The sequence below is a fragment of the Methylobacterium sp. CM6246 genome (genome assembly GCF_054818005.1).
This window is the reverse complement of record NZ_JBTXKY010000001.1, coordinates 2,906,254-2,933,052: the sequence shown is the minus strand read 5'-3', so window position 1 is coordinate 2,933,052 and position 26,799 is coordinate 2,906,254. Positions and strand designations below refer to the sequence as shown.

Here is a 26,799-nt window from a genome sequence, read left to right as displayed (position 1 = left end):
TTGAAATCGCATGGCGATTCCAAAAGGCTGGATTCGACTTTCACGCCTCATGCTTTATGCCGCCGGCCCAGGATCCCCATGGGCGAGGACAGGATGCGGCTGAGGATCGGTGTGGCTCTGGCGATTCTGGTGGTTGCGGTCGCAGTGCTGGCCGCGGGCCCCTGGCCCCACGGCTTCCGGCTGTCCGACGTCTTGACCGGGGGGACGCCTCTCCTGCCGGACGGGTCGCGGCCGATGGCCGGCGCCGTGGAACTCGCCGGCAACGCCACTCTGGGCGCCGGTCAGCGTCCCGCGACCCTGCGGCTCGCCTGCGACCCCGCGGGGGCCGGCCTGTCGGCGGTCCTGACGGTCCAGCGCTTCACGGATTTAGCGGATGGGTTCGATGTGGCCCGCCTCGACGGAGGAGGACCACCGCTCACCAGCATCCTGGTGTCGAGCGCGGGGAGCGTCCGCTCCGTGCGGATGGCAGCGCAGGGGGCTGTCTCGACCGATCCCAACAAACAGATCACCCTGACGGTGACCGGCGGCCACCGGGGCGAGGACCCATTGCGCGGCGTCGCCCTGGCGCTTGCCCAGCCCGGGACCCGAATCACCTGGACGCAGACGAGCCCACGCGCCGGTGACCAATCCCTGGTGGGGAGCTTCTCGGTGGCGGAAGGTGATGCGGCAGCGTTGAAGGCCGCGCTGAACAGCTGCCTCGCGGTGCCGTAACGGCGCTTGGCACCGACTGCGACATCTGAATTAAGCGTCGGGCCTTCAAAGGCACCAGGCGCTTGGATCTGGAGTCAAGCTGCAGTGGCTCGCTGCACGTCGTCTCGTGCGTCGATGGTGTACTCTGCCGTCGAACCCGCACTGCCCGTCGGGCGCTCCGGCGGCAAGACACACGTGGGTGGTCTGGGATCGAACGATCAATCCCAGACCACGATGCCGAACGCCCTGTCCGGCAGGGGGAGGCAGGACGGCTCGACATCCTGCTCCGAGGAGACGAAGACGCTTCACCCTGTCCGGGGTGGCCTCCTTGATGGCTTGGCGCCGGCAAAGGGCCCCAAGCGGAGCGGACTCAGCGCCCCTTCTTGTAGAGTTTGCTGGCGATCTCGAAGATTTCTTCCGGTGCGTAATCCGGCGCGAAGGCCCCGTAGTTGCCATCGAGTTCCGGAATCTTGCCGCCCTCGGGATAGCCATCAACCACTTCGAGGTTGCCCGGCGGGTCGCCCGGCAGCGCCACCTCGTCGTTCGACCAGACGCCGGCAGCTTCCTGATAATCCGCCTCGCTGAACGTGTAGAGGCGCCGGTGCTTGCCCTCGTCGAGGTACTTCTGACACTCAGGGACCCGCGACAGATCGATGTTCGGGGTCGGCAGCATCTTCTCGATCTCGACGCCGGTGAGCTTCTTCAGGGCCAGTGCGTAGGCATGGGCGTGCAGCGAGCCGCGGACCAGAAGGTAGGCACAGACTTCCCGGCCGGTCGGCTCGGACATGGTCTCGTAGACCCGCAGCTTGTGGATGCGGGCACCGCATTCCAAGTGGAAGTTGTGCAGCAGGTCGATGATCAGGTTACCGGTCGTCGTGACCATGTCCATGTTCCAGGACGCGGCGTTGGAATTCATCGGCATCGCGCCGCCGCCATTCGCCAGGAAGCTGCCGGCGAGGCGGACATCCTGCATCTCGGCAAACGGTGCCTTGGAGATGTCGACGTCCTTCTTCGGGTTGCCTGGACCATTGTTCAGCATGGCGATGCCGGTCGAGACGAGTTCGACGTGTCCGATCTCTTCAGCGAAGATGCTCGACACGAGGCTATAGAAAGGCCGAAGTTTGGTCTTGTTGCGGAAATTGAAGCTCTGGAACATGTAGTTCCCGAGGGTCGACATCTCGCCGTACTTGCCACCGAGCAGTTCCTGCAGGGCGGCGGCTGCGTTGGGCTCGGGCTTCTTCGGCTCCGGTAGCTCCGTCAGCAGACGGTCGATCTTCATGAACATGCGGGCAGCTCCGTTTGCGCGAGGTGCGCATGGGACCTACCGGCGAGGGACATACATGTTCCTGCCTGCGACCGAGCTTCTTTTGCCGTCCCCGCAGGAACGTTTCAGCTACGGCACCTCGATAGCCGGAGAAGAATATTCTCAGAATGGCGTCGCCGCACGCCCCGATCGATGACATCCGCAACAGGTCAATCCGGCAGGATCAGCTGCGTTCCTCGATCATGCCGCCGACGTCCGGCGCGGTCCTGAGGCTGCGGGGCTCGGTGCTTCTCGGGGCCGGCAACCACCGTCGGGCAGCCTGGATGCATCTCGACCACGGCGTCACGCTGCGTCGCCGGTCCCTTCCGCAGCACGACAGAACCCCAGACCATCGGGACCATGGTGTCTTCGGGCTGCGTGCGGTTCCTGAACCAGGACATCGTCGACCTGTACGCCCGCGTGCCGGTCGGTACGCGGGCGGTGGTGCTGGCGGCAGGTGGCTCAGCGGCGAGTTAGCTCACCTCCACCTGCACCACCCCCGGCACGGTGCGGAGCAGGCCGGCGAGCTGGGGCGAGGCCTGGAACTTGCCCGGAAGCCGGATCTCGACCTCGCGGCCGCCACCATCGAGCTTGAGGATCAAGGAGACCTCGCTCTCCCCGCGCATCGAAAGCCGCTGCTGCACCGGCGCGACCCCGCGCGGGTCGCTCAGATGAATGCGAATGCCCTTCTGGTGCCGGGCGACCGCGTGATCGAGCGGTTCCGCGGTGAGGATCCGGGCGCGCACGTCCTCGCCCTCCAGGTTCGCCTGAAGCTGGAGCACCAGGGGTCGGCCCGGTTCAAGGATATCCCGGTACTGGCCGAGTCCCTCGGAGAAGATGATCGCCTCGAAATGGGCGGTCCGGTCCGACAGGGTGACGATGCCCATCTTGTTGCCGGTCTTGGTCCGCCGTTCTGCCCGATCGAGCACCGAGGCGGCCACGCGGCCGACGCTGCTGGTCCCGGCCCGGACCGAGCGGCAGAAATCCGCCCAGCTCTGCACCCGCAGCTTGTCCAGAAGGTCGCCGTACTCGTCGAGCGGGTGGCCTGAGACGAAGAAGCCGATCGCCGTGTATTCGCGCTTGAGGGTGTCGGCCATCGGCCAGACCTCGTGCGGCGGGATGCGCAGCGACACGTCGTCCGCGACCACGCCGCCGAACATGTCGGTGACGCCGGTGGAGGCGGCCTCTGCGGCGCTGGCAGCCAGCTTCATCATCGGCTCGACCGCCGCGAAGGCCCGGGCGCGGTCCGGTTCGATGCAATCGAGGGCGCCGGCCTGGACCAGGCTTTCCAGGGTGCGCTTGTTGATCATCCGCGGGTTGAGCCGCCGGGCGAGGCAGGCCAGGTCCTTGAACGGCCGGTCGCCCCGCGCCTCGACCAGCGCCCGCACCGCTTCGCGGCCGACGCCCTTGATGGCGGCGAGCGCGTAGAAGATCTTGCCGTCGCGCACCTCGAACACTTCGCCGGAGGTGTTGATCGAGGGCGGCTCCACCGTGATCTTGAGCCGCTGCGCGTCCTGACGGAATTCGGCGAGCTTGTCGGTGTTGTCGATGTCCAGCGTCATGGCGGCGGCTAGGAACTCGACCGGGAAGTTCGCCTTCAGGTATCCGGTCTGGTAGGTCAGCAGCGCGTACGCCGCCGCGTGGCTCTTGTTGAAGCCGTAATCGGCGAACTTGGCGAGCAGGTCGAAGATCTCGTTGGCCTTGGCCTTGATCAGCCCGCGCTCGATGCAGCCTTTCACGAACCGATCGCGCTGCGCATCCATCTCGGCGCGGATCTTCTTGCCCATGGCGCGCCGGAGCATGTCGGCCTCGCCGAGCGAGTAGCCGGCCAGGACCTTGGCGATCTCCATCACCTGTTCCTGGTAGACGATGATGCCGAAGGTCTCCTTCAGCATCGGCTCCAGCTTCGGATCCGGGTACCAGGACGCCTCGTTGCCGGCGTCGCGGCCGAGCTTGCGCTCGCAATAGACCGGGATGTTGGCCATCGGGCCCGGCCGGTAGAGCGCCACCAGGGCGATGATGTCCTCGAACCGGTCGGCCTGCATCTCGCAGAGCGCCTTGCGCATGCCGGCGGATTCCACCTGGAACACCCCGACGGTCTCGCCACGGCCCATCGGCTTGTAGGTCTCTTCGTTGTCGAGCGGCAGGCTCGCGAGGTCGATCTCGATGCCACGCTGCTTCAGCAGGTCGGTGCAGCACCGCAGCATGGTAAGCGTCTTCAGGCCCAGAAAATCGAACTTCACCAAGCCCGCCTGCTCGACCCACTTCATGTTGAACTGGGTCACCCGCATTCCGGTCTTCGGGTCCCGGTAGAGCGGCACCAGCTCCTCGAGGGGCCGATCGCCGATCACCACGCCGGCCGCGTGGGTGGAGGCGTGGCGGTGCAGGCCCTCGAGCTTCTTGGAGATGTCGATGAGCCGGGCGACGATCGGCTCCTCCTCCATGGCCTGCTGGAGCTTGGGCTCTCCCTCGATCGCCTGTGCGAGCGTCACCGGGTTGGCTGGATTCTGCGGGACGAGCTTGGTCAGCTTGTCGACTTGTCCGTAGGGCATCTCCAGCACGCGGCCGACATCGCGCAGCACGCCGCGGGCGAGCAGCGTACCGAAGGTGATGATCTGACCGACCTGCCGCTCGCCGTAGCGCTGCTGCACGTAGCGGATCACGCGCTCGCGGCCCTCGACGCAGAAATCGATGTCGAAATCCGGCATCGAGACGCGCTCGGGGTTGAGGAAGCGCTCGAACAGCAGGCCGAAGCGCAGCGGATCGAGGTCGGTGATGAGCAGCGACCAGGCCACCAGCGAGCCGGCGCCGGAGCCGCGGCCGGGACCAACCGGGATGTCGTGGTCCTTGGCCCACTTGATGAAGTCCGAGACGATCAGGAAGTAGCCCGGGAACTTCATCGACACGATGACGTCGAGCTCGAAGGCGAGGCGTTTGCGGTAATCGTCCTCCGAGAAACCCGGCGCAGTGCCGTGCTGCTTCAGCCGCAGCTCCAGCCCGGCCTCGGCCTGCCGGCGCAGCTCGGTCGGCTCGTTCGCGACTGACGCGACGCCAGGTTCACCGGCGTGATCCTCGGCGATCGCCTCGGCCACGACCTTCGAAAAGTTCGGCAGGATCGGCTTGCGGGTCCGCGCCCGCACGGCGCAGCGCATGGCGATCTCGACGGTGGCCTGAAGCGCATCCGGCAGGTCGCTGAACAGTTCGGCCATCTCGGCGCGGGTCTTGAAGGCGTGACGTGGCGTCACCCGGCGCCGGCGCTCGTCCGAGACGAGCCGTCCGTCCGCGATGGCGAGCAGCGCGTCATGGGCGTCGTAATCGTCGGACTTGGCGAAGAACGGTTCGTTGGTCGCGACAATTCCAAGACCGTGCCGGCCGGCGATGTCGAGCAGCGCCGTCTCGATCCGACCTTCCTCGGGCGAGCCGTGGCGCTGGATCTCGACGTAGAGCCGGTCCTCGCCGAAGGCCGCTTTCAGCTGCCCGAGGCGGCTCAGCGCCAGCTCGGGTCGCCCGGCCCGAAACGCCGCGTCGAGGGGCCCCGACAGACCGCCGGTGAGCGCGATCAAGCCGGCCCCTGCCTCGGCCAGGGCGGAGGCTTCGACTCGGGGCGCCTCGCCGAGCGCAGTGTCGAAATAGGCGCGGCTCGCCAGACGCAGCAGATTGGCGTAGCCGGTCTCGTCCTGGGCGAGCAGCACGACGCCGTGGCTCGTCGGAGCCGTGCGCTGGTGCGGGTCGGCCGCCTCGAACGCCACCGAGAGCTGCACCCCGGCGATCGGCTGGACACCCTCTCCGGCCGCCTTCTCGGAGAATTCCAGCGCACCGAACAGATTGTTGGTGTCGGTAAGCGCCAGGGCCGGCTGCCGGTCGGCGACCGCGGCCTTGACCAGGGAGCCGACCTTCAGCGCCCCTTCGAGGAGGGAATAGGACGAATGGACGTGGAGGTGGACGAATCCGACCTCCTTGAGCTGGCGTGGCATGGCCGACCTTGATCCGGGGTCGCCCAACATCCCCGCTCGGCCTTGCCAAGTCGACGTATGCCTGAGCCGAACCTGACGATATCCACCGGTCGTGCTCCCGGCGCACCAGTTCGGGCGCCCTCTGTGGATAATCGGCGTGGCCGGCTCGATCGCCTGTGCATAAGCCGCGCATGGCCGGAACTCGGCCCCGAAAGGGAGGACCCGGCTAACGAACCGGTGCCAGAGCTATCGCCCAGGCGCCGACCGCCGCAAACAGCATCCCGAAGGCCATGAACTCGACCATCCCGGTCAGGACCAACCGCTTCAGCATCGTCGCGCCTCCCGTGTTCCGTCTCCATTATGTTCATGTTTCGTTCTGGCGATAGGGGCGTGAGCGGTGCAGTGCCTGCGGCTTTACATCATAGTAAACAAATAGTGGCTTGATGGAGATCGGGCGGGCTGCCATGTCCGCCTTTATCGGGGCGTTCGTTATTTGACCGGGGGGGTCAAGGGAGCAGGCTATTCCCGCGCAACACATTGGGGAACGGATCCAGGTCGCGCTGGTGGCCGTCGGGACGCACGGCGACGTGCTGCCGTTCATCGCGCTGGGCCACATGCTCCTGGCCCGCGGGCATGGCGTCACCTTGGCCGCACCGGCGCCGTTCGAGGCGATGGCGCGGCGCGCGGGTCTGTACTTCCAGCCCCTCGGCACGACCGCCGATTACGAGGCCGTGATCGGCCAGCCCGAACTCTGGCATCCGCGCTGGGGCTTCCGTCCGATGTTCGACTTCGCCCTGCGGGTGGCCGAGACCACCTGCCTCTGGCTCGGAGCCACCCGGGCGCGCGGGGTCGATCAGATCGTGGTCGCATCGCCCCTGGCCTGGGGCGCGCGGCTCGCCCAGGAACTCTACGACATGCGGGCCGCGACTCTGCACGTGATGCCGTTCCTGATCGAAAGCCGGTCCGATCCGCCCCGGCTGCCGGGACTGCCGTTGCCCCGGATCCTCCCGGCGGCGTTGCGGGCCTGGCTCAACCAGGGCGCCGACACGGTGGCGGTCGGCCCGTTCACGCTGCCGCCCCTGAACGCGCTCCGTCAACGCCTCGGCCTCGATCCGGTGACCCGGCTGCGGCATTGGTGGAACAGCCCGACCCGCATGCTGCTGATGTTCCCGGATTGGTACGCCGCGCGCCAGGCGGACTGGCCGTCCCAGGCGGTGCAACTCGGCTTCCCGCTCGTCGATCGGTTCGGCGACGTGCCGGCGATGCCGACGGAACTCGAGACCTTCCTGGCCGAAGGCGACGCGCCGATCGTGTTCACCTACGGCTCGGCGATGCGCCAGGGCGCAGCGTTCTTCGAGACCGCTCTGGAGGTGTGCCGGCGGATGGGCCGACGCGGCGTCCTGCTCGCTCCCCAGGACGGCCAGATCCCGATGCCGCTGCCGCCCGGGATCATCCACCTGCCCTACGCGCCGTTGAGCGCGTTGCTGCCGCGCAGCGCCGCCCTGGTCCACCACGGCGGCGTCGGCACGGTGGCGCAGGCCCTGGCGGCGGGCATCCCGCAGCTCGTCGTCCCGGTGGCGTTCGATCATTTCGACGAGGGGCGGCGCCTGAAGGACCGGACGCTGGGCACCACCTTGAGCCGCCACGCCTTCCGTCCGGCCCGGGCCGCCCGGGTCCTGGGGCGGCTGCTGGCCGACCCGGCGGTGACGCGCGCTTGCGCCCAGGCCAAGGCGCACTTGGCCGAGAGCCCCGACGCGATCATCGCCGCTTGCGACCGCGTCGAAGAGCTGGCGTTTCTTACGGTCGAGCGCGGACCCGGCCTGAAGGTCGCAGAGGCCGGCCGCCGATGAGGGCTCGGGGCGACTGGAAGGCATAGCTCCGCTGAGTCGATGGCTTTGCCGGCCTTCAGGGGCTTCGCGACATCCGGAAATCACGGATCCGCGGTGCTTGGCCCGACGGTGCGGCGAGCCACGCGCGCCGCTGCTTGATCAGCGCCTTAAGCCGTGCGCGTCGCGGGTTCGACCGAATGCAATCGCAGCCGTCGAGGTCCGTCGACTCGCAGCTGAGGATCGATGCCACCATCACCACGATCGCGAGGATCGCCAGCGTCACGAGGGGCCAGGCGAGGCCGAGCCCGACCAACGCGGCGATCGCGAGTTTACCGGCCAGTGAGCCGACGATCTTGGCTTTCATCAGGACGAGCAGGGTGGTGCCGCCGCCTGCTCCGCCGCGCAGGGCCCGGACGATCCGCTTGGGGAACCGATGCTGCGCGGCGAGGGCTTCCAGGCGTCGCAGCTGCCGGCGAACCCGCGCGATCCCCGAAGAGACCGGATCCGGGCGGAGGTTGGTCCGCGATTGATCCGCCACCGGCCCTCCGGGCTCTCGTCCGATCTGCTTCTCCTCATTGTTTAGCGCGACCGTACGAGCCGGTCGACAAGACCGATCCGGGCGAAGCTCGCTCCGGCGGCTGAAGGCCATGATTTGAACGACGGACCGGAGCAACACAGCGTTGATCCGATGATCCTGATCCGGAGGTTGCGGTGATCCGCCTGCTGTCGAGTGTCATGCTGCTGGGATGGATGCAGAGCGCCCAGGCCACGGATATCATCGTGGATTACCGGGACCGCGGCTTCCGGGATGCCAAGCCTTCGATCGCGCCGGACGAGCGGGCCCATCTCGCGCGGGTCATGGCCGAAGAGGCTCCGCAAGCGCTGCGCACGGAACTGGGGCCCGACTCCGTGGTGCTGGGGGTGGCCGCAGGTGCGTTCACGCGGCCCGGCAGACGCGAGCGCGCCTATCTCGTTCAGCGAACGGCGCCCGTGGCGAGCGAGCCGTTTCCGAATGCGGTGGCACCCGTCCTCGTCGTTCTCGGCGATGGCGCGAAGGCACGCTTCTTCCGCCTGCCCAACGACGTCCAGTATCAGCGCGTCGCCGCCGCAGTCGATGCCGATCGCGATGGACGCAGCGACGTGCTGCTCGAATCCGGGTTCTACAACATGGGCGAGAGCGTCACGGCGCTCACCGCGGTCAAGCTCGATCCGGGCAGCGGGCTGGCGACGCCGGGCCAGGTCATCCGGGATGTCTTCACCGACAGCTGCGACGGCGGCTCGGCCCGCAAGAGCCGGACGGCGTCGACCCTGTTCCTCGACGCGGCGGGGAAACTCGTCACCCGGCGCTACCAGCTCACCTGTCGATGAAGGATCCAAAGTCCCTCAGGATGACGAAGGGCCGGGATTCCGCGCGCCGCGCCGTCAATCGAGCGGTGTGATCAGCCCGTCGCGGATCGTCACCCGGCGGTCCATGCGGGCGGCGAGGTCCAGGTTGTGGGTCGCGACCAGGGCCGCGAGGCCCGAGGCCCGCACCAGCGACATCAGCACCGAGAACACGTGGCCGGCGGTGCCGGGGTCGAGATTGCCCGTGGGCTCGTCCGCCAGGAGCAGCCGCGGGCCGTTGGCTACCGCGCGGGCGATGGCGACGCGCTGCTGCTCGCCCCCCGACAGCTCGGCCGGTCGATGCGGCAGGCGGTCCTTGAGGCCGAGGAAGCTCAGCAGCTCGGTGGCGCGGGTCTTCGCCTCGCCACGGCCGAGGCCGCGGATGAGCTGCGGCATCACCACGTTCTCGAGGGCCGAGAACTCCGGTAGCAGATGGTGGAACTGGTAGACGAAGCCCATCTCCTCCCGGCGCAGGCGGGTGCGCTCGGTATCCGGCATCGCGGCGGTGGGCCGGCCGCCGATATAGACCTCGCCACCGTCCGGCCGCTCCAGCAGGCCGGCGAGGTGCAGGAGCGTCGACTTGCCGGCCCCGGAGGGCGCGACGAGGGCAACCAGCTCCCCGGGCCAGATCGCGAGATCGGCCCCGCGCAGGATATCCAGGGCTCCTTCGGCCTGCCGGTAGCGCCGCTCGACGCGGGCGAAGAACAGGGCCGGCACCGGCGGGCTGCCGGCGGGCTCGCTTGCGTCACTCATGGGGTGCGGACCGTCAGCCGTAGCGCAGAGCCTGCACCGGATCGAGCCGGGCGGCACGCCAGGAGGGATAGAGCGTCGCTGCGAGCGACAGCAGCAGCGAGGTGATCACCACGGCGGTGATCTCCCGCGGGTTCATCTGAGCCGGGATCTCGGCGAGGAAGCGCACGGTCGGGTCCCAGGCCCCGGGAAACAGCACGTGCTGGATCGGCTTGATGTTCAGGGTGATCAGGACCCCGAGCCCGAGACCGCTCAGGGTCCCGACCAGGCCGATCAGTGCGCCGTTGATCAGGAACACCCGCATGATCGTGCCGGGGGTCGCCCCCATGGTGCGCAGGATCGCGATATCGCTCGACTTGTCGCGCACCAGCAGGATCAGGCCCGAGACGATGTTGAGCGTGGCCACCACCACGATCAGGCTGAGGATCAGGAACATCACGTTGCGCTCCACCTCGAGCGCCCCGAAGAAGGTGCGGTTGCGCTGGCGCCAGTCGGTCAGCAGGATCGGGCGCTCGGCCGCCATCTCGAGGGGCTCGCGCATGTCGCCGACCTGATCGGGGTTGTCGACGTAGATCTCGATCATGCTGACGTCGCTCTCCCGGTTGAAGAACGCCTGCGCCTCGGTCAGCGGCATGAACACGAAGGTCTGATCGAACTCGGTCATGCCGACCTCGAACACCGCCTTGACCGCGTAGCTCTTGGTCCTGGGCGCCGTACCGAAGGGCGTGGACGACCCCTTGGGCGTGACCAGCGTGATGTTGTCCCCGGCTTGAAGCCCCAGGGAATCCGCGAGCCGCCGGCCGATCAGGACGCCGGTGCCGTCATCGAACCCCTCCAGCGTGCCGCCGCGGATCGCGCTGGAGACCGCGGCCAGCGCGTCGAGGTCGGCGGCGCGCACGCCGCGCACGATCACGCCGGAGCCGCCGAACTGCGACGAGGCGAAGGCCTGGCCTTCCACGAGCGGCACTGCGGCGCGCACGCCCGCCACCTTCGACAGGCGCTCCGACAGGTCGACCCAGTCGTTGAACGGGCGGTCGATCGGCGTGGCGAACAGGTGACCGTTGATGCCGACGATCTTGGAGAGCAGCTCGGCGCGAAACCCGTTCATCACCGAGAGCACGATGATCAGGGTGGCGACGCCCAGCGCGATGCCGAGGACGGAGAAGAACGCCACCACCGACACGCCGCCACCCCGGCGACGCGCCCGCAGGTAGCGGCCGGCGATGATCCACTCGAACGGCGCGAAGGGGGCCGTCCCCTCGCGCAAGGAGGCCGCGAAGCCCCTCACCCGGTCGATCGCCGCTGCTCCAGTCATCGGCCTAGCCCTAAGCACCATTGGCTGCGTTGTCGCCGCTCAAGTGGCGAAAATGATGCCTAAACACGGATTGAAGCAGAATTGCCGCCGGCAATTTGGCCGGCCGCCGCGCTGGCGCCCTTTGCCGGCTCAGACGCGGCGGATGCGGGCCAGCAGGTCGACGGTCGCGAGGCTCTCGCGCTCGCCGCCGGCGCGCCGCTTCAGCTCGACCTTGCCCTCGGCCAGGCCCTTCGGCCCGACGATCACCTGCCAGGGCAGGCCGATCAGGTCCGCGGTGGCGAATTTCGCGCCCGGCCGCTCGTCGCGGTCGTCGTACAGCACCGACAGGCCGGCCGCCTCGAGGTCCGCCTGGATCTGCGCGCAGGCGGCGTCGGTGCCGGAATCGCCGACCTTGAGGTTGATCAGGGCCACATCGAAGGGGGCGACCGAGTCCGGCCAGATGATGCCGGCCTCGTCGTGGCTGGCCTCGATGATCGCAGCCACCAGCCGGCTCGGCCCGATGCCGTAGGAGCCCATGTGGACCGGCCGCTCGATCCCGTCGGGCCCGGTGACCTTGGCACCCATCGGCTCGGAATACTTGGTGCCGAAATAGAAGATGTGCCCGACCTCGATGCCCCGGGCGGCGAGGCGGTCGGCCTCCGGCACCTCCGCGAAGGCCTCCGGCTCGTGGATCTCGTCCGTGGCGGCGTAATGGGAGGTCCAGGCGTCGACGATGCCCTGCAGGCTCGCGACGTCGTCGAAGTCCACGGTCTCGGGCGGGGTCTCGAAATCGAGGTAGGCCCGGTCGCAGAACACCTCGCTCTCGCCGGTCTTGGCCAGGATGATGAACTCGTGGGACAGGTCGCCGCCGATCGGGCCGGTATCGGCGCGCATCGGGATCGCCCGGAGGCCGAGCCCCGCGAAGGTGCGCAGGTAGGCCACGAACATGCGATTGTAGGCGTGGCGCGCCCCGGCCTGGTCGAAGTCGAACGAGTAGGCGTCCTTCATCAGGAACTCGCGGGAGCGCATCGTGCCGAAGCGCGGCCGCACCTCGTCGCGGAACTTCCACGAGATCTGGTAGAGGTTCTTGGGCAGGTCCTTGTAGGAGCGCACGCTGGCCCGGAAGATCTCCGTGACCATCTCCTCGGCGGTCGGGCCGTAGAGCATCTCGCGGTCGTGCCGGTCCTTCAGGCGCAGCATCTCCTTGCCGTAGGCGTCGTAGCGCCCGGATTCCCGCCACAGCTCGGCCGATTGCACGGTCGGCATCAGGATCTCGATGGCGCCGGAGCGATCCTGTTCCCGGCGGATCACCGCGCAGACGCGCTCCAGCACCCGCAGGCCGAGCGGCAGCCACGCGTAGATGCCGGCCGATTCCTGGCGCACCAAACCGGCGCGCAGCATCAGACGGTGGGAGACGATCTCGGCTTCCTTGGGCGTCTCGCGCAAGGTCGGCATGAAGTAGCGAGACAGACGCATGTTTTCGGAGGCTTGTCTTCGGGGAGTTCGGCCTGGATCCGGCCGGGAGGCACCGAGGCGCCCGGGCACACAACACGCCGGGGACGCAAATTACAAGCACCGTCGGCCGACAGAGCGCGTAATCCGGCCGCGCCGCCGGAGGGCAGGCCGACCGGGCGCGGTGCCGCAATAGGAATCGAACTGCCCATTTGCCGGCAAGAAAGCGCAGATTTTTCTCGCACACCCGGTGACAACACGAATTGTTGTTCCTATAAGCGGCGCGTGATGTTTGCGACGCCCGCAAGAGGTGGCGCAGGGTCCGAGTCTCGGGAGGAAAACCGACCGCCACGCAGGCAATGCGTAGGATAATCAAAGGTCGAGCCACTGCAGCTTGAAAAGCAAGGCCTCAGGCCTTGCTTTTTTTGTTGTTCGGCATCCTTCGCCGCGCCCGTCCCGATCTTCCAGCACGCTGCCGGGCGTGGAAGTTGCCATCGTCGGCCCTCCCTCCAGGTCACGTCGCAGGCCTGATGCAGACGCCACGCTGTGAAGAGCGGTGAAAGCGCGGACAAGTCGATGGTTTGTCGACTATTCGACTTTGGCGGCGCAACCCATTAACTCGCAAGGCCTTTTCGCGGCGCATGGTGGTCCGGACCTTACGGGGTGGATTCGCCATGCACTTCCAGATCCGCCAGGCCGAGCATCTCTGGTCCTGGGTCCTGCTTAACGAGGCCGACGAGACCGTCGCCGAGTCGTCCCGGACGTTTCCCTCGGCCGCGCAGGCCTCGGCGGCTGCCCTGGCCTTCGCCCACTTGGTGTCCCGGGCCAGGAAGTCGCTGACGGTGCGGTCCTCCTCCGGGATGCTGCTGTAGAACCCGATCCGGTTTCGTCCCGAACTCAGGTTCATCGGGACGGTTCGCACGCGACCTCCCGACAGGCCTCTTCGTCCCCACGCGCCTGGTGCGCCGGGGGCATGGCCCATGACGTCTCCTCACGCTGGACGCGGGACGCCGCGGGAACCCAGGTGTCGGCCAAGTTACGCGCGGGATCCGATCCCCGCGGCGACCCGCGGCATCGGCCGGGCATGGTCCCCGGCCGGTGCCGTCTGTCTCGTCGCGATGTCTGTGCGACGCCCCGATCCCCGCGACTCCGTGTTAGCGGTCACTGCCCATGGCGCCCAAGCCGCAATCGCAGCCGAGACGCCCCCGGAACCCGCATCACCGCCGTGGCCTTCCACCCGACATCCGCCTCGTAGTGGGCGGGTCCGCAGGTTTCTGAGGGTCACGCCCAGATCCGGGTCGCCGCGGGGGCATTTCCGCACCCCGCCGGGCAGACTACCGCCCGATCTTCACGCCCGCATCCGAGACACGCCCTGCATCGGCACGCCGCCCGGGGCGATGGCGGCTGAGAGCCACCGACGCGGGCATCGCCCCATCCCCCGAGCCCGCCGGTCAGCCACCGGACGGACCCCCGAGGAGCGCCGTGGAGTCACCCCCACACCGCCGAAGGACAGGTGACGGCTAATGAGCACAAAATAGGAACATTGTCAAGGGCGGAGCGCCGCTCTGCCGGCTCCTTTGCGGCGAGCCCAGCCAAGCGGCCCGGGTTTGCCCCATTCTGAGCGCGCGTGCCGCACGGGGTTTGGTTCGCTCCGCTTGCGATGACGGAGGGGGCCGCGCAGGGCCCGTCACGTGGAAGCCTCATGTGGCTCCACGGTGCGCAGCAAAAAGGCCGCGGTGGCGCCCTGCCCCCGCGGCCTTCTCGATGGATCGGTCGATCAGGTCTGCTGCTGCGTCCGGCGGGGGCGCACGGTCCAGCGCTCGAACACGCCTGCCGACTCGTCGGCCTTCGCGTCCTTGGGCTCGGCGGTCGGCTCGGGATGCTGATGGATCGCGGCGCCGAGCGCCTGCGACAGGCTCTCGATCACGTCGTCGATGCGCGCGTCGCTGTGGATGCCGTCGTGGGCGGCGGCCGGGGCCGGGGCGGTTTCGTGGGCGGTCGGCGCCGGGGGCGCGACGGGCTCCGGGGCCGGCTCGGGCTGATGCTCGGGCTCCGGCGGCAGAGCCTCGGCGACGGGCAGGGGTGCGGGCGGCGGCTCGACGGCTTCGGGGGCCGGCGCCGGCGCCGGTGCAGGCGCGGGCGGTGCCGCCGGTGCGGCGGCCGCAGGCGTCACGATGCGGCGCATGGCGCTCATCGCGCCGTCGTCCGACGTCTCGCTGCCGCGCGCGTTGCTGCCGTAGCGGCCGAAGCCGAAACGCGGCTCGATCATATCGAGCACGGCGTCGAGCGCCGCGTTGCTCAGCGGCACCTCCTCGCCGGCCGGCACGCCCTGGATGGCCAGAGCCTGGCGCTCGTAGGCCGGCTCGCTGCTGACCTCGCGTCCGAACCAGTTCGGGGTCTGGAAGGCACCCGCGTCGCCGTCATTGTCGAAGGCGACGCTGATCAGGTCGAGATTGCCCGGCGTGACGTACCGGTCGATCGTGACCTCGCGCCCGCCGAGCGTCAGCACGGTGCGGTCGTAGGCGGCCTTGCCGGGGCAGACATCCAGCAGCGCGTCGCCGTGGGCGCGCGGCACATCGGTCCGCTCCTCGGCCGGGATGCCGTCGGCGCCCTTGTTCACCAGCACCAGCTGGCAGATCTGGCCGTCGACGCGCACGTAGGAGCTGCGGCCGCCCTGGGCGACGAAGTGGCCCTCGGTGATCCGGGCGCCGCCCCGTTCCTTGCGGATCAGGCGGACCAGGGATGGCGCGACCAGGAATCGGCGAATGGTGCTCATGAACTCAAAACCCCTCCCGCTTCGTCGGCGGTGCGCCGATCCGGCGGACTGCCCTCAGGGCCGCCGGCCCGGATGGATCTGGTAAGTCGAGCCGGCCGGCACGGCGTAAAAGCTCAGCCGCAACGCCGTATTGGCTCTCCCTCAACCGCATCCATCGCCAATACCGGACGGCGACAACATGAGACGGTTAAGCGCTAAGCAAAAACACGACGAAATCAAGTCCGGAATGGGGTTGCGATTCCCCCAATTCCGGGTCTGTCCCCGATATCCCGTCTTTCGGTATGGATTTTCCAACCCAGGTTAATCCCGGGCCGGCCCGGCTCAGGCCGCCGGCTCGAAGGTCATGGCGGCGCCGTTCATGCAGTAGCGCAGGCCCGTGGGGGCGGGGCCGTCGTCGAAGACGTGGCCGAGATGGCCCTTGCAGCGGGCGCAATGAACCTCGGTCCGGACCATCCAGTGGCTGCGGTCCACGGTGGTTTCGACGGCGCCCTCCAGCGGCTCGAAGAAGCTCGGCCAGCCGCTGCCGGACTCGAACTTGGTGCCCTGCTCGAACAGCGGCTGTCCGCACCCGACGCAGGTGAACGTGCCGGGCCGCTTCTCGGCCAGCAGGCAGCTCGTGCCGGCGCGCTCGGTGCCGTGCTCGCGCAGCACCCGGTACTGCTCGGGCGTGAGCGTCGCCCGCCACTCGGCCTCGCTGCGGGCCTCCGGGCTGGTCGTCGCGGTATCGGCCATGAAGATCTCCCTGTTCGCCGGGCGATATAGGCATCGTGCCCGGGGCCCGGCAGTCCTGCCACCCCGAAAACGGCTGCACCGGCGGCAACCTGTCGCTCACGGTCCCGCTTTACGGCCGCGTCCTACGCCGCCGCCCCCACGGTGTCGGCCATCCGGGCCCGGCGGTGTCCGAGCGGCAGGGGCGCCCCCGTGGTGGTGTCGCGGCCGGTCTGGTGCTCGAGCTCGGCGTTGATCTCGCCGCCGAGCAGCACGATGGTCGACGAGATCCAGATCCAGGTCATGAAGCCGATCACCGCCCCCAGCGAGCCGTAGGTCTCGTTGTAGGTGCCGAAGCTGGCGACGTACCAGGAGAACAGCAGGGACGCGATCAGCCAGAGCAGCCCCGCCACCACGCTGCCGACGCCGACCCAGCGCCAGCGGGCGTGTTCCCGGCTCGGGCCGAAGCGGTAGAGCACCGAGAGCCCGGCGAGCAGCACCAGCAGCACCGCCGGCCAGCGCAGGGCCGCGAGCAGCCAGGCACCCGAGCCGAGGCCGAGGAAGTTCAGCACGATCGGAACCACCACGATCGCGTTGAGCGCGATGATGATGAACAGCAGCGCGCCCACCGTGAAGGTCAGCGAGCGGATGTTGAGCCAGAGGAAGTTGCGCTTCTCCTCCTCCTCGTAGACCACGTTCAGGGCATCGAACATCGCCTTCATGGCGGCGTTGGCGCTCCAGAGCGACAGCAGCAGGCTGGTGAAGAACGTGACGCTGAGGGAGCTGCTGCCCTTGGCGGCGATGCGCTTGATCTGGTCGCCGATCAGCTCCACCGCGCCGGTCGGCAGTACGGCGTGCAGCTGCGCCAGGTGCTCGTTGATCGCGTTGACGTCCGCGAACAGGCCGTAGCAGGTGACCAGCGCCGCGATCGCCGGGAACAGCGACAGCAGGGTGTAGAAGGTCACCCCGGCGGCCACGGCCAGCACCCGGTCCTTGTTGAACTCCAGGTAGACCCGGACCGCGATGTCCTTCCAGCCGGCGCCCGTCATCTCGGCGGGGCTGTCGGCGGCGCGTCCACGCTCGGGCTGGGTCGCCGCCGTGAGCTGCGCGGCGCGGCCCACGATCGAGCGTGCGCCGACATTGATCGCCGTGTTGCGCACAGGTGGGGCCGGGTCGACGTGCAGCGGTTCGGCCTGCGGCTCCGGGGTCTCGGACAGGGCCTGCGTGCGGCGCCGGGCCGGCGTCGCAGCGAGCGCCACCAGGGCCGAGCCCAGCATCAGGATCCAGAGGACCGAGCCGGTATCCGGCTCCGGACCCGGGCGGGGAGGCGACGCGCGCATGGCTGTACGAGACGGACGTTCCGCGCGGAACTGCCGCGCTCGAAGGCTCAAACGTCGGCGAAGCGCGGCCGTTCCGCACGCGTTTTCGGGCACGCGCGGCTGCGACGCGCGTTGTGCATCCTATGCGCGATCAGCCACGCCTCGGATTCTGCTGCAAGTTCGTCCTGGACGAGCCGCCCGGCACCCATGCCACCCTCAAGGCGGAGCGCGAGGCCACGCTCCACATGAACCTGACCAGCGTGACCATGGCGCATCTCACCAAGCTGGAGCCCGCCGCCCGGCGGGCGAAGCTCGCCGGGCTCGTCGCCCACAATCTGGACGCGCTGGCCCGCCAGATCGCCTGGGTCGGGGCCCGGCCGCCGATCGAGCGCCTGCTGCGGATGGCGAGCAACGTCCTGCCGGGCTACACCCACGCGATCGCCCGGGCGATCTACGCGGAGCCCGAAATGGAGGCTCTGGTCCAGCGGGGGCTGACGGAGGCCGGGGCGCTGGCGCGCCGGCTCGGCGTGCGCCTGAGCTTCCACCCGGGCCCGTTCTGCCTGCTGGCGAGCCGCAACCCGGCGGCCATCGCCAACGGCCTGTCGGAACTCGACTATCACGCCGAGATCTTCGACCGCATGGGCTACGGGGGCGGCTGGCATCCCCACGGCGCCCACATCAACATCCATGTCGGGGCCGGCGACCCGGGCGTCGCGGGCTTCCGCGAGACCCTGCCCCGGGCCAGCCAGGTGGCGCGCGACCTCCTCACCGTCGAGAACGACGAGAACGTCTTCGGGGTCGAGGCGGTGCTGCAACTCGCCGACGTCGTGCCGGTGGTGCTCGACCTGCACCATCACTGGGTGCAGAGCGGCGGCGAATATCTCGAACCCGACGATCCCCGGATCGCCCGGGTGCGGGACTCCTGGCGCGGGGTGCGGCCGCTGGCGCATATCAGCGTCTCGCGCGAAGCGGTCTCGGCCGATTGCGACCCGGACGCCCTGCCCGATTTCCCGGCTTTGCGCGCGGCCGGCCACGCGGTCCGGGATCTCGCCGCCCATTCCGACATGATGTGGAACCGGGCCGTGAACGACCTCGTCGCCCGCCACCTCGTCTGGGCCGATTTCGAGATCGAGGCCAAGGCGAAGAACCACGCCTCCACGCAGATCGCCCGCCACATCACCGACCCGGCCCGGGCCGCCATCGCGGCGGAGTGACGGCGGATCTCGGCGGCGTCGCCGGACCGGGCTAGCGCCTTGTTCGGGCATGATGATCTCGGAGATCCGGATTTCACTTTCCCGCATCATGCGCTAGGCAGCCGGCATGAAGACGGCCGATTGCGACATCCTCATCGTCCCGGGGCTCGGAGGCTCCGACGAGGACCATTGGCAGGCCCGCTGGGCCGGCCGGCTCGCCACCGCCCGCGTGGTCGCCCAGGACGATTGGCACGCGCCGACCCCGGAGGCCTGGTGCGGACGGATCGCCGAGGCCGTCGCGGCCGCGACCCGTCCGGTGATCCTGATCGCCCACAGCCTCGGGGTCGTGGCCTGCGTCGAGGCGGCGCCGCGTTTCGCGCCGGGAATCGTGCGCGGCGCCCTGTTCGTGGCCTGCCCGGACGTCGAGGAGGCGCCCGACCTGCCCGATTCCGTGCGCACCTTCGCGCTGGTACCCCGGGACCCCCTGCCCTTCCCGTCGCTCCTGGTCGCGAGCCGCACCGACCCGTATTGCACCTACGCGCGCGCCGACGACTTCGCCCATGCCTGGGGTTCCCTCACGGTCGATGCCGGCGAATCGGGGCACATCAACGTCGCGAGCGGCCACGGGCCGTGGCCCGAGGGGCTGATGCGGCTCGCCGGGTTCATGAAAGGGCTGTAGGCGCTGCGCCGCGCGTTAACGCGCCATTTACCCTCGCGGCCTCCAGTGTCGGCTTGGGCGGACCTTCGCCCCGAAGGCGCCCCTGGAGAGCACCGTGACGCGTAAAGAGCTTCTGGAACGACTCGACGTGGTCCAGGCCGCCCTCGGGCAGCGGGCCCACATCAACTTCAACAGCTCGCTGTTCAACGACGCCGCGCTCCTGAAGCGCATCGAGGCGTTCGAGGCGAAGGTCGGCGAAGTCGAGAAGCCGAAGGTGGCCGACTACACCGGCAACATGTTCACGCGCATCGCCAACCGCCGCGCCGCCACGGCCGCCGCGAAGTAGCCGCGTCGGCCTATTTCGATTCGGGCTCTGCCGAGCGCAGCAATTCGCCCGCTACGTCGGCCAGGCGCGGCGGCGCTTCGCGCACGAACGGCAGCGGCCGGCAGACGTTGAGGGCGGCCAGCCCGAACCGGGCGGTCATCAGCCCGTTCAGCACGCCCTCCCCCAGCTTGGCCGAGACCCGGGCCGCGATCCCGAGCCCCAGTACCTGCTGCATCACGCTCTCGCCCACCGCCATCCCGCCCGTGATGGTGAGATGCGCGACCGCCGCCCGCGCCAGCCGTAGGAAGCCCAGGAATCCCGGGCGTCCGCCGTAGATGGCGGCGATCCGGCGCAGCAGCCGCACGGCGGCGAAGACTACGAACGCCACGTCGACGATCGCCCGCGGGCTCAGCGCCGTGACCGCCGAGACCTGCTTGGCCGCCGCCGCGATGGCGTTACGCGCCTGCCGGTCGAGACCCGCCAGCAACTCGTGCTCGGCCAGCCCGATCCGGTCGTCCACGTCGAGGATCGCGTCGGCGGCGGCGTCGATCCGGGCGCGGCCGGGCGCCAGGGATTCGCGATCGGCGTAAAAGGTCGAGAGCGCCTGCACCACCGCCTGCGCGCCGGTATGGTCGCGGCTGCCGAGCGCGTCGATGGCCGATTGGCGCAGGCGCTCGATCTTCCGCTCGCGCCGCAGGCCGGCCAGCTCCCGGACGACGATCGCCAGGAGCGCCAGACCGGCCAGCCCGAGCAGGGCGAGCGCCACCCAGCCGAGCCAGGGCGCGGCCTGGAACAGGTCTGCGATCATCCGCTCGATCGACAGGCCGATCCCCAGCGAGACCAATCCCCCCGCCGCGGTCAGGAACAGCGCCCCCCAGGGCGAGCCCCGGCGCGGCGCAACCGGCACCGCGACGCCGTCAGCCGCGTCGACGATCTCGAACGGCTCCTCGACGATCCGGGCCTGTTCCGGCCGGGGCGCGAGCGGCATCGTGGCCACGCCCGGCCCCGGCGGCGGCTCGGGATTGATCCGGAAGGCTCGGGGTTTCTGGCCTGAGGACATGGCTTACGGCCTCCTGAGGGGGCGGATTGTTTTAGGGTTTGCCCCTTCGGCAAGGACGCTGTTCGCACGTCGTTTGGCGCTGGCCGCGACGTACCCCATCTCCCGCAAGGGAGAGAGGACCTGCATCGTGCCCGATGCCGTATAGGCCCGGCGACATGCGCGCGAACGCGGACCCGCCCATCGGTCGCGCGCGCCGCCCAGGGCGATCGAAATACGCGCCGACCGGCTCACGACCGCGACGGCATCCTGGGCACCCACCCGCCCCATCATCACCCGAGCCTGTCACCGATCAGAAACTGCATCGCCCGGTCCAGCCGGATCTGCGGCAGGTGGCCGGCGCGGCCGAGGCCGTCCGGGCGGATCAGCGGCGGGCGGAAGCGGGGGAAGCGGAGCGACCCGGGGGCGACGGCGCCCTCCAGCACTGCTTCCGCGCGGGCGGGGAGTTCGCCCGGGAACACGGCGGCCTCGCTGTTGCCGTCGAAGACCTCGTCGCCCACCGTCTCGCCGGCCTCGGGCGTGCCCGCGACCGCGCGGAGAACCTCGGAGCCGTCATGAACCGTGGTCTCGCGGGTGGCGCGCACGGAGGCGAGCGCCACGGTGCCGACCCGGGCGCCCGCGGCCTCGGTCCGCCGCATGGAGCGGGAGACCAGCAGGCGCAGCAGCGCGTCGAGCCGGTCGTGGCTGGTCTGGTGGAGGTGGTCGGCCTTGGTGGCGGCGAACAGAACCCGGTCGGCCCGGGGCGCGAACAGCTTCGACAGCACCGTGTTGCGCCCGATGTTGAGGCTGAGCAGCACCGCGTCCAGCGCCTCCTCCAGCTCCGCCAGGGCGGTGGCCCCGGCATCGACGGCGGCGAGCACGTCCACCAGCACGATCTGCCGGTCGACCCGCTGAAAATGGTCGCGGAAGAACGGGGTGACGACCTTGGCCTTGTAGGCTTCGAAGCGCCGCTCCATCAGCCCGGCCAGGCTGTCCGGGGGGATGCTGCCGGTGAGATTATCGAGCGGCGCGAAGGTCAGCGCCGGCGAGCCCGCGAGGTCGCCGGGCATCAGGAAGCGCCCCGGCGGCGTCGTGGCGACCGATTCCGGGCCGGCGCGCAGGGCCGCCAGATAAGCCTTGAACGCGTCGCTGGCGCGCTCGGCCGCGACTTCGTCGAGGGGGCCGTGCGGATCGAAGCCCTTGAGCGCCTCGAGCCACGGCGCCGCCACCGCGGTCCGGCCCGGCCGGCGGGTGCCGTTGATCGTGGCCCGGGACCAGGCGGTGTAGCCGGTCTCGATCAGCGCGAGGTCGAGCAGCCATTCGCCGGGGTAATCGACCACGTCGAGCATCAGGGTCGCTGGCCCGCTGCGCCAGCCTGCGGCGCGCTCGTAGGCGATCTCCAGGCGGAACTGGCTGATCCTGTCGGTGGAGCGCGGCCAGCGCCGGGCCTCCGTGAGGGTGCCGAAATGCTCCTCGTAGGGGAAGCGCGGCACGTCGTCGTCGGGCTGCGGCACCAGCCGGGCGCGGCGGAGGCGGCCCTCCTGCGCGGGCGCGAACGCCGGCAGCGCGTGAGCCTCCACGAGGTGGTGGATCAGCGCCGTGGTGAACACGGTCTTGCCGGACCGCGCGAGCCCGGTGACCCCGAGCCGCAAGGTCGGCTGGATCAGCAGGTCGTGCGAGGCTTCGGCGAAGGCTTTGACGGCCGAGCCGGCGCGTGCGGCAAGGTCGGTCAGGGGCACGGGCGGGCTCGTGATCGAGGGAAACAGGCCGCGCACAGGTGGCGCGATTGCAGCCGAACCGCAAGGCTTGCGGTTACGGTGTCGTCGCGTTGGCGGCGGGCGTGACCGGCTTCAGACGGGCGATGGCCGCGTTGACCAGGTCGGGACCTGCCCGGAGCGTGCCGAGTTCCACGGCCGACATCGCCAGCATCACCGGCCCCAGATTCGGTCGCGGCTCGCCGTCCGGCCCGAACAGGTCGAGGTCGTCGGTCGGCTTCAGCCCGACGCTGCCGCTGATCTTCGCGGCATAGGCCTGGATCCGAACCTCGTCGCCCGTGCAGAGCGGAGCCGGCAGGCGCAGGTCGAGCAGGGGCAGCCCGGAGGCGATGGCGGGCAGGAGCGCCGATTCCGCGACCATCCGGTCCGGGCTCGGGACCTTGCGGTCGAGGAGCGCGGCCGGATCCGCGGCGCCGCGGGCAAGCGCCGGTACCGTCGGGGACGCGATGCCGGCGGCGATGTCGGGCACCGGCTGGAGCGTTGCGACCCGGGACACGCGGGGGGCGGGCAGCCGAGCGCCGGCCTTCCCCGCCATCCGGGCGAGCGGCGACCAGGGCTGCACCCGCAGGGCCTTGGCCCGGCCCCGGGCCACGCCGCCCGGCCGGTGGGAGGCCAGGAACCGGGCACGCAGGGTCCGGCCCAGTCCCCGGGGTGCGAGGGTCGCCGAGACCGCCGGCGTGGCGACCCCGGTCGCGACCCCCCTGCCCGTCCGACTCGGCATCGCGACCCGGCACTCGGAAGGCGCCCAGCGGCGCACGATGGCGAGGGCGTTGCGCCGGTTGTAATCGCGGACGTAGCGGCGCAGCAGGCTCGCGGCGGCGTCTGCCCCGTCCGCCATCGTGGCGAAGGCGGTGTGGCCCTCGGTATCGGCCCCGATCTCCCCCGACCAGCGGGCGGACTTGATGCACCAGCCGTTGTTGAGCCGGACGCAGCGGGCGACGTAGGGCGGGTTCTCTGCGAGCCGGGCCGTCAGCGCCAGGGACCGCGGCAGCAGGTTGTCGCCGGCCTGCGCGTGCCAGTTGGATACCGACCGGGTGGCGGGATCGAAGCGCGGCGGGGCGGCCTCGGCCGGTGCCGCGGCCATCGGCGGCGCGGCGGCCAGCAGCGCAGCCGCGCGATCCTCCGCGGCCGGCACGAGCGCCGGCACGAGGGCCGCCAGCAGGACGAGCGCGTTCAACAGCACGCGGACGGGCTCCCACGGTCGCGGTCCTCCGTGGAACGGCGCTCCGTCACGGGTTCAGCACCCTCAGCGCGGCCTCGTGGAGGCGCGGGTCGGCCGCCGCCACGACGCGCCCGCCGCCTGCGGCCGAGCCGCCGTCCCAGGCTGTGACGCGTCCGCCCGCGCCCTCGACGATCGGGATCAGCGCGACGATGTCGTAGGGCTTCAGGCCGGCCTCGACCACGAGGTCGATCTGGCCGGCGGCGAGCATGCAGTAGGCGTAACAATCGGTGCCGTAGCGGGACATCCGCACGCGGCCCTCCAGATCGCGGAAGCGGTCGGCCTCCTCGCCGCCCGCGAACAGGCGCGGGTCGGTGGTGGCCAGGATGGCCTGGCTGAGTTCTCCGCAGCGGCGGCCGCGCAGGGTGCGCTCGCCGGCGCGGCCGCGCAGGCGGGCGTTGCGGCCGTCGCCGGTGAAGCGCTCGCCGAGATAGGGCTGGTGCATCAGCCCGCGCACCGGCACGCCGTTGCGCGTGAGCCCGATCAGCGTGCCCCAGGTCGGCAGGCCGGCGATGAAGGCGCGGGTCCCGTCGATCGGGTCGAGCACCCAGACGCACTCGGCGTCGGTGCGCTCGGAGCCGAACTCTTCGCCCAGGATGCCGTGGCTCGGGAAGGTCTGGGCGATCATCCGGCGGAGCACGGTCTCGGCCGCGCGGTCGGCCTCGGTGACCGGATCGAACGGTGCGCCGCCCCGCGCCTTGTCGTCGAGGCCGAACGCGGCGCGGAAGAACGGCAGGATCGCCTGGCCGGACGCCTCCGCGAGATCGTCCATGAACCGTCCGAGTTCGACGACGCTCATCGGCCCTGCCCCCTGCTTTGCCCGAGGCCCGATGGGGGCCTGCCCGGCGCGAGACGAAACCGGGGCCGGGCCCCGGCCGTCAAGCCCCTTCGCCCCAAACCCCTTCGCCCCAAGCCCCAAGCCCCTTCGCCCCAAGCCCCTTCGCCCCAAGCTCCTTGGCCGCAAGCTCCTCCGCTTCAAGCCTCACGCCTCCGCGGGTTCCGGCAACCGCGCCTCGGCGCCGGCCGCGGGCGCTGCCGTGCCCGCGATATCCGCCTGCACGGCGGCCAGCACCGCCTCGAGCGCCTCGCGCAAGGACGCGACCTGTCCGGACGCCTCGGTGGAGCCGTTCGGCACGCGCGCCACCCGGTCCGACTGGCCGTTCTGGGCCAGCCACAAGCCGAGCAGGACCGGTACGCCGGGCATCCGCGCCTGCAGCCGCCCGACCAGCCGGCGCAGGTGCGTCGGCTCGCCGTTCAGCGCCAGCGAGACGACGCAGGCCATCCGGGCCGGGCCCGGCTCGAACCGTCCGATCCGCGCCGTGGCGGCGTCCGAGAACGGCACGGTGCGGACGCCGATCCCGCGCTTCTCCAGGATCTGGGCCAGGATCGCGGCCGCCGCGCCGTCGAGGAAGCCGCGTCCGGAGATGCAGAGCACCGCGCCCGCGCGGGTCCAGGCTTCCGGCAGCGCATCCGGGGCCGGGCCGACCGGCATCGGGCTGCAGGCGTGCTCGCCACCCTCCCCCGAGCTCTCGGCGGTGGCGTCGCCGCGCTCGGACAGGTCGGCGATCAGCTCGCCCAGGGCGGTGCGCATCGCGCCCTTCTGCTGGGCGGTCAGCACACCCCGCGCCGCGTCGCGGGCGGCGAGTTCGAGCGCCTTGAGCACCACCTCGTCGTAGTAGGACGAGAGCGAGCATTGCTGCAGGATCAGCTCGGCATGGCCCAGCACCTCCTCGGAATCGCCGGCCAGGATGCGCTGGTAGAAATTCTGCACGGGCGTGAGCGCCGGCCGGTCGCCGAACAGCACGTCCAGGAATTCGAGATGTTCGACGTGCCGTCCCAGCACCACCAGGCAGACGGTGAGCGGCGTCGACAGCAGCAGGCCCACGGGCCCCCACAGCCAGGTCCAGAACAGGGCCGAGACCAGCACCGCGAGCGGCGAGAGCCCGGTGGACTGGCCGTAGACGATCGGCTCGAACACCTGGCCGGTCAGCGGCTCCAGGATGAGGAACAGGATCGTCACCGCGATCATCATGTTCCAGCCGGGATCGACCGCGGCGGCGAGCGTGATCGGGAGGATCGCCGACAGGAACGCGCCGATGTATGGCACGAACCGCATCAGCGCCGCGAAGATCGCCCACAGCACCGGGTTCGGCACGCCGATGACGTAGAGGCCGATCCCGATCACGACCCCGAAGGCGGTGTTGAGGGCGAGCTGCACCACGAAGTAGCGGCTGAGGCGCCCGGCCGCGTCGTCGATCGCCCCGGTGGTGCGGTGCAGGTCGCTGGAGCCCGCGAGCCGGATCATGCGGTCGCGCAGGTCCTCGCGCTGCATCAGGACGAACAGCAGCACCACGAAGACGATGCCCACCGTGGCCAGCGGCTGCAGCACCGGCGACAGCAGGGTGCCGAGCGTCTCGAGCGGCCCCGGCTGGGTCGAGGCCACCTCGACCAGGACGGGCTTTTGGCCGGGCCCGGCCTGGTCCAGTGCCGATCCCTGCGCCGGCTCGGAGGCCGGCGGGGCGGGGCGCGCGGGCTCCGGACCGGCCGGCGCCTTCGCGGGCTCCTTGCCCGCCTCCGCCTCCTTGCCGCCGGCATGGAGCGCCCGGCCGATATTGGCGACGTAATCGGTGATATGGCCCACCGGCGAGGCGCGCAGGCCCTCGATCTTGCGCTCGATGGTGGTGCGGTAGCGCGGGATGTCGCCGGCGAGGTCGGCCGCCTGGATGCCGATCAGCGTCGCCAGGGCGGCCACGATGCCGAGCGTCAGAAACACGCTCACGCCCACCGCCACCAGCCGCGGCAGGCGCAGGCGCCGCAGGCGGTTCACCAGCGGCGTCAGCACGAAGGACAGGAGCAGCGCGATCGCGATCGGGATGAAGATCTCGCGGCCGAAATACAGCACCGCCACGATGGTGGCCCCGACCAGGATCGGCGAGGCCATCGCGGACCGCGGGGTCTCGGCCGCGGCGACGCGCGTGGGGCGCGGCGCAACCAGCGCGCGCTCAGGCTGCGCCCCGACCGGGCTTCTCGTTCCCATGCTGCGATCCACACCCCGAACGCGACAGGCGGGCGCCCGCCGGGGTCGCGGGGCCTCGCGGCATGGGAACGGCACGGGGTCCGAAAACGATCCCGCGCG

At 70.2% G+C, this 26,799-nt stretch carries 22 protein-coding genes and 1 pseudogene; 8 read left to right on the top strand and 15 right to left on the bottom strand.

Annotated features, from left to right (window positions below; genetic code table 11):
- The first annotated feature begins 93 nt into the window (after positions 1–93).
- Entirely contained in the window at positions 94–711 is a 618-nt protein-coding gene (locus tag ACYQPG_RS14430) for a hypothetical protein (protein WP_147940499.1), read from the top strand.
- Positions 712–1,060: 349 nt separating this feature from the next.
- Here the strand turns inward: ACYQPG_RS14430 and ACYQPG_RS14425 are convergent, their stop codons facing one another.
- Positions 1,061–1,975, bottom strand: coding sequence for a manganese catalase family protein (locus ACYQPG_RS14425; protein WP_147853587.1), 915 nt, complete (start codon positions 1,973–1,975; stop codon positions 1,061–1,063).
- A gap of 351 nt (positions 1,976–2,326) precedes the next feature.
- Here ACYQPG_RS14425 and ACYQPG_RS14420 point away from each other — a divergent pair.
- Positions 2,327–2,470 (top strand): annotated as a pseudogene (locus ACYQPG_RS14420) (L,D-transpeptidase); the annotation flags it as partial.
- On the opposite strand, the gene dnaE reads toward ACYQPG_RS14420, so the two are convergent.
- On the bottom strand, positions 2,467–5,967 hold the full coding sequence (gene dnaE / locus ACYQPG_RS14415; RefSeq protein WP_419829681.1) for a DNA polymerase III subunit alpha: 3,501 nt from the start codon (positions 5,965–5,967) through the stop codon (positions 2,467–2,469). The pseudogene ACYQPG_RS14420 and the gene dnaE sit on opposite strands and share 4 nt — an antisense overlap.
- Positions 5,968–6,494: 527 nt before the next feature.
- On the opposite strand from dnaE, the gene ACYQPG_RS14410 reads away from it, so the two are divergent.
- On the top strand, positions 6,495–7,796 hold the full coding sequence (locus ACYQPG_RS14410) for a glycosyltransferase (RefSeq protein ID WP_461232467.1): 1,302 nt from the start codon (positions 6,495–6,497) through the stop codon (positions 7,794–7,796).
- A gap of 55 nt (positions 7,797–7,851) precedes the next feature.
- On the opposite strand, the gene ACYQPG_RS14405 is transcribed toward ACYQPG_RS14410, so the two are convergent.
- On the bottom strand, positions 7,852–8,313 hold the full coding sequence (locus ACYQPG_RS14405; RefSeq protein ID WP_461231169.1) for a hypothetical protein: 462 nt from the start codon (positions 8,311–8,313) through the stop codon (positions 7,852–7,854).
- Between the two features lie 173 nt (positions 8,314–8,486).
- Here ACYQPG_RS14405 and ACYQPG_RS14400 point away from each other — a divergent pair, with 173 nt between their 5' ends.
- Entirely contained in the window at positions 8,487–9,143 is a 657-nt protein-coding gene (locus ACYQPG_RS14400; protein ID WP_461231168.1) for a hypothetical protein, read from the top strand.
- 54 nt (positions 9,144–9,197) lie between these two features.
- Here the strand turns inward: ACYQPG_RS14400 and ACYQPG_RS14395 are convergent, their stop codons facing one another.
- The 4 genes from ACYQPG_RS14395 to ACYQPG_RS14380 all read right to left on the bottom strand — a co-directional run bounded on the left by ACYQPG_RS14395 (position 9,198) and on the right by ACYQPG_RS14380 (position 13,149).
- On the bottom strand, positions 9,198–9,911 hold the full coding sequence (locus ACYQPG_RS14395; RefSeq protein ID WP_147909306.1) for an ABC transporter ATP-binding protein: 714 nt from the start codon (positions 9,909–9,911) through the stop codon (positions 9,198–9,200).
- A gap of 13 nt (positions 9,912–9,924) precedes the next feature.
- Entirely contained in the window at positions 9,925–11,223 is a 1,299-nt protein-coding gene (locus ACYQPG_RS14390; RefSeq protein WP_147909305.1) for a lipoprotein-releasing ABC transporter permease subunit, read from the bottom strand.
- 129 nt (positions 11,224–11,352) lie between these two features.
- Positions 11,353–12,678, bottom strand: a complete 1,326-nt coding sequence (gene proS / locus ACYQPG_RS14385) for a proline--tRNA ligase (protein ID WP_147909304.1) — start codon at positions 12,676–12,678, stop codon at positions 11,353–11,355.
- A gap of 348 nt (positions 12,679–13,026) precedes the next feature.
- Positions 13,027–13,149, bottom strand: a complete 123-nt coding sequence (locus tag ACYQPG_RS14380) for a hypothetical protein (protein ID WP_281407091.1) — start codon at positions 13,147–13,149, stop codon at positions 13,027–13,029.
- A gap of 179 nt (positions 13,150–13,328) precedes the next feature.
- On the opposite strand from ACYQPG_RS14380, the gene ACYQPG_RS14375 reads away from it, so the two are divergent.
- Positions 13,329–13,526: a hypothetical protein gene (locus ACYQPG_RS14375; RefSeq protein ID WP_461231166.1), complete on the top strand. Its 198-nt coding sequence runs from the start codon at positions 13,329–13,331 to the stop codon at positions 13,524–13,526.
- 905 nt (positions 13,527–14,431) lie between these two features.
- Here the strand turns inward: ACYQPG_RS14375 and ACYQPG_RS14370 are convergent.
- The 3 genes from ACYQPG_RS14370 to ACYQPG_RS14360 all read right to left on the bottom strand — a co-directional run bounded on the left by ACYQPG_RS14370 (position 14,432) and on the right by ACYQPG_RS14360 (position 17,478).
- Entirely contained in the window at positions 14,432–15,430 is a 999-nt protein-coding gene (locus ACYQPG_RS14370) for a hypothetical protein (protein WP_461231165.1), read from the bottom strand.
- Positions 15,431–15,751: 321 nt separating this feature from the next.
- Entirely contained in the window at positions 15,752–16,162 is a 411-nt protein-coding gene (gene msrB, locus ACYQPG_RS14365; protein WP_147909638.1) for a peptide-methionine (R)-S-oxide reductase MsrB, read from the bottom strand.
- A gap of 122 nt (positions 16,163–16,284) precedes the next feature.
- Positions 16,285–17,478: a YihY/virulence factor BrkB family protein gene (locus ACYQPG_RS14360; RefSeq protein ID WP_147909639.1), complete on the bottom strand. Its 1,194-nt coding sequence runs from the start codon at positions 17,476–17,478 to the stop codon at positions 16,285–16,287.
- Positions 17,479–17,600: 122 nt separating this feature from the next.
- Here ACYQPG_RS14360 and ACYQPG_RS14355 point away from each other — a divergent pair, with 122 nt between their 5' ends.
- From ACYQPG_RS14355 to ACYQPG_RS14345, 3 genes are all read left to right on the top strand, one after another.
- Positions 17,601–18,671 (top strand): apurinic/apyrimidinic endonuclease family protein, encoded by a 1,071-nt coding sequence (locus ACYQPG_RS14355; protein WP_461231164.1) that lies wholly within the window; start codon positions 17,601–17,603, stop codon positions 18,669–18,671.
- Positions 18,672–18,777: 106 nt separating this feature from the next.
- Positions 18,778–19,329: an RBBP9/YdeN family alpha/beta hydrolase gene (locus tag ACYQPG_RS14350; protein WP_461231163.1), complete on the top strand. Its 552-nt coding sequence runs from the start codon at positions 18,778–18,780 to the stop codon at positions 19,327–19,329.
- A 94-nt stretch (positions 19,330–19,423) separates the two neighbouring features.
- Entirely contained in the window at positions 19,424–19,654 is a 231-nt protein-coding gene (locus ACYQPG_RS14345; protein ID WP_147856450.1) for a hypothetical protein, read from the top strand.
- Positions 19,655–19,664: 10 nt separating this feature from the next.
- Here ACYQPG_RS14345 and ACYQPG_RS14340 read toward each other — a convergent pair whose 3' ends face one another.
- From ACYQPG_RS14340 to ACYQPG_RS14320, 5 genes are all read right to left on the bottom strand, one after another.
- Positions 19,665–20,693, bottom strand: coding sequence for a YcjF family protein (locus tag ACYQPG_RS14340; RefSeq protein ID WP_147941512.1), 1,029 nt, complete (start codon positions 20,691–20,693; stop codon positions 19,665–19,667).
- A 269-nt stretch (positions 20,694–20,962) separates the two neighbouring features.
- Positions 20,963–22,408: a YcjX family GTP-binding protein gene (locus ACYQPG_RS14335; RefSeq protein ID WP_147909643.1), complete on the bottom strand. Its 1,446-nt coding sequence runs from the start codon at positions 22,406–22,408 to the stop codon at positions 20,963–20,965.
- Between the two features lie 73 nt (positions 22,409–22,481).
- The gene (locus tag ACYQPG_RS14330; RefSeq protein ID WP_419829676.1) at positions 22,482–23,627 is read right to left on the bottom strand and encodes a hypothetical protein; all 1,146 of its coding nucleotides are present in this window, start codon (positions 23,625–23,627) and stop codon (positions 22,482–22,484) included.
- 46 nt (positions 23,628–23,673) lie between these two features.
- On the bottom strand, positions 23,674–24,462 hold the full coding sequence (hisN, locus tag ACYQPG_RS14325; RefSeq protein WP_461231162.1) for a histidinol-phosphatase: 789 nt from the start codon (positions 24,460–24,462) through the stop codon (positions 23,674–23,676).
- A gap of 183 nt (positions 24,463–24,645) precedes the next feature.
- A complete protein-coding gene (locus ACYQPG_RS14320; protein ID WP_461231161.1) occupies positions 24,646–26,700 on the bottom strand; it encodes an AI-2E family transporter in 2,055 nt (684 codons plus the stop codon).
- Positions 26,701–26,799 lie beyond the last annotated feature (99 nt).

Excerpts from the sequence above, each read along its gene's own strand:
- ACYQPG_RS14430 (WP_147940499.1), top strand. The coding sequence starts at position 94 with ATGCGGCTGAGGATCGGTGTGGCTCTGGCGATTCTGGTGGTTGCGGTC.
- ACYQPG_RS14425 (WP_147853587.1), bottom strand. The coding sequence starts at position 1,975 with ATGTTCATGAAGATCGACCGTCTGCTGACGGAGCTACCGGAGCCGAAG.
- dnaE (WP_419829681.1), bottom strand. The coding sequence starts at position 5,967 with ATGCCACGCCAGCTCAAGGAGGTCGGATTCGTCCACCTCCACGTCCAT.
- ACYQPG_RS14395 (WP_147909306.1), bottom strand. The coding sequence starts at position 9,911 with ATGAGTGACGCAAGCGAGCCCGCCGGCAGCCCGCCGGTGCCGGCCCTG.
- ACYQPG_RS14390 (WP_147909305.1), bottom strand. The coding sequence starts at position 11,223 with ATGACTGGAGCAGCGGCGATCGACCGGGTGAGGGGCTTCGCGGCCTCC.
- proS (WP_147909304.1), bottom strand. The coding sequence starts at position 12,678 with ATGCGTCTGTCTCGCTACTTCATGCCGACCTTGCGCGAGACGCCCAAG.
- ACYQPG_RS14380 (WP_281407091.1), bottom strand. The coding sequence starts at position 13,149 with ATGGCAACTTCCACGCCCGGCAGCGTGCTGGAAGATCGGGACGGGCGC.
- ACYQPG_RS14375 (WP_461231166.1), top strand. The coding sequence starts at position 13,329 with ATGCACTTCCAGATCCGCCAGGCCGAGCATCTCTGGTCCTGGGTCCTG.
- ACYQPG_RS14370 (WP_461231165.1), bottom strand. The coding sequence starts at position 15,430 with ATGAGCACCATTCGCCGATTCCTGGTCGCGCCATCCCTGGTCCGCCTG.
- msrB (WP_147909638.1), bottom strand. The coding sequence starts at position 16,162 with ATGGCCGATACCGCGACGACCAGCCCGGAGGCCCGCAGCGAGGCCGAG.
- ACYQPG_RS14360 (WP_147909639.1), bottom strand. The coding sequence starts at position 17,478 with ATGCGCGCGTCGCCTCCCCGCCCGGGTCCGGAGCCGGATACCGGCTCG.
- ACYQPG_RS14355 (WP_461231164.1), top strand. The coding sequence starts at position 17,601 with ATGCGCGATCAGCCACGCCTCGGATTCTGCTGCAAGTTCGTCCTGGAC.
- ACYQPG_RS14350 (WP_461231163.1), top strand. The coding sequence starts at position 18,778 with ATGAAGACGGCCGATTGCGACATCCTCATCGTCCCGGGGCTCGGAGGC.
- ACYQPG_RS14340 (WP_147941512.1), bottom strand. The coding sequence starts at position 20,693 with ATGTCCTCAGGCCAGAAACCCCGAGCCTTCCGGATCAATCCCGAGCCG.
- hisN (WP_461231162.1), bottom strand. The coding sequence starts at position 24,462 with ATGAGCGTCGTCGAACTCGGACGGTTCATGGACGATCTCGCGGAGGCG.
- ACYQPG_RS14320 (WP_461231161.1), bottom strand. The coding sequence starts at position 26,700 with ATGGGAACGAGAAGCCCGGTCGGGGCGCAGCCTGAGCGCGCGCTGGTT.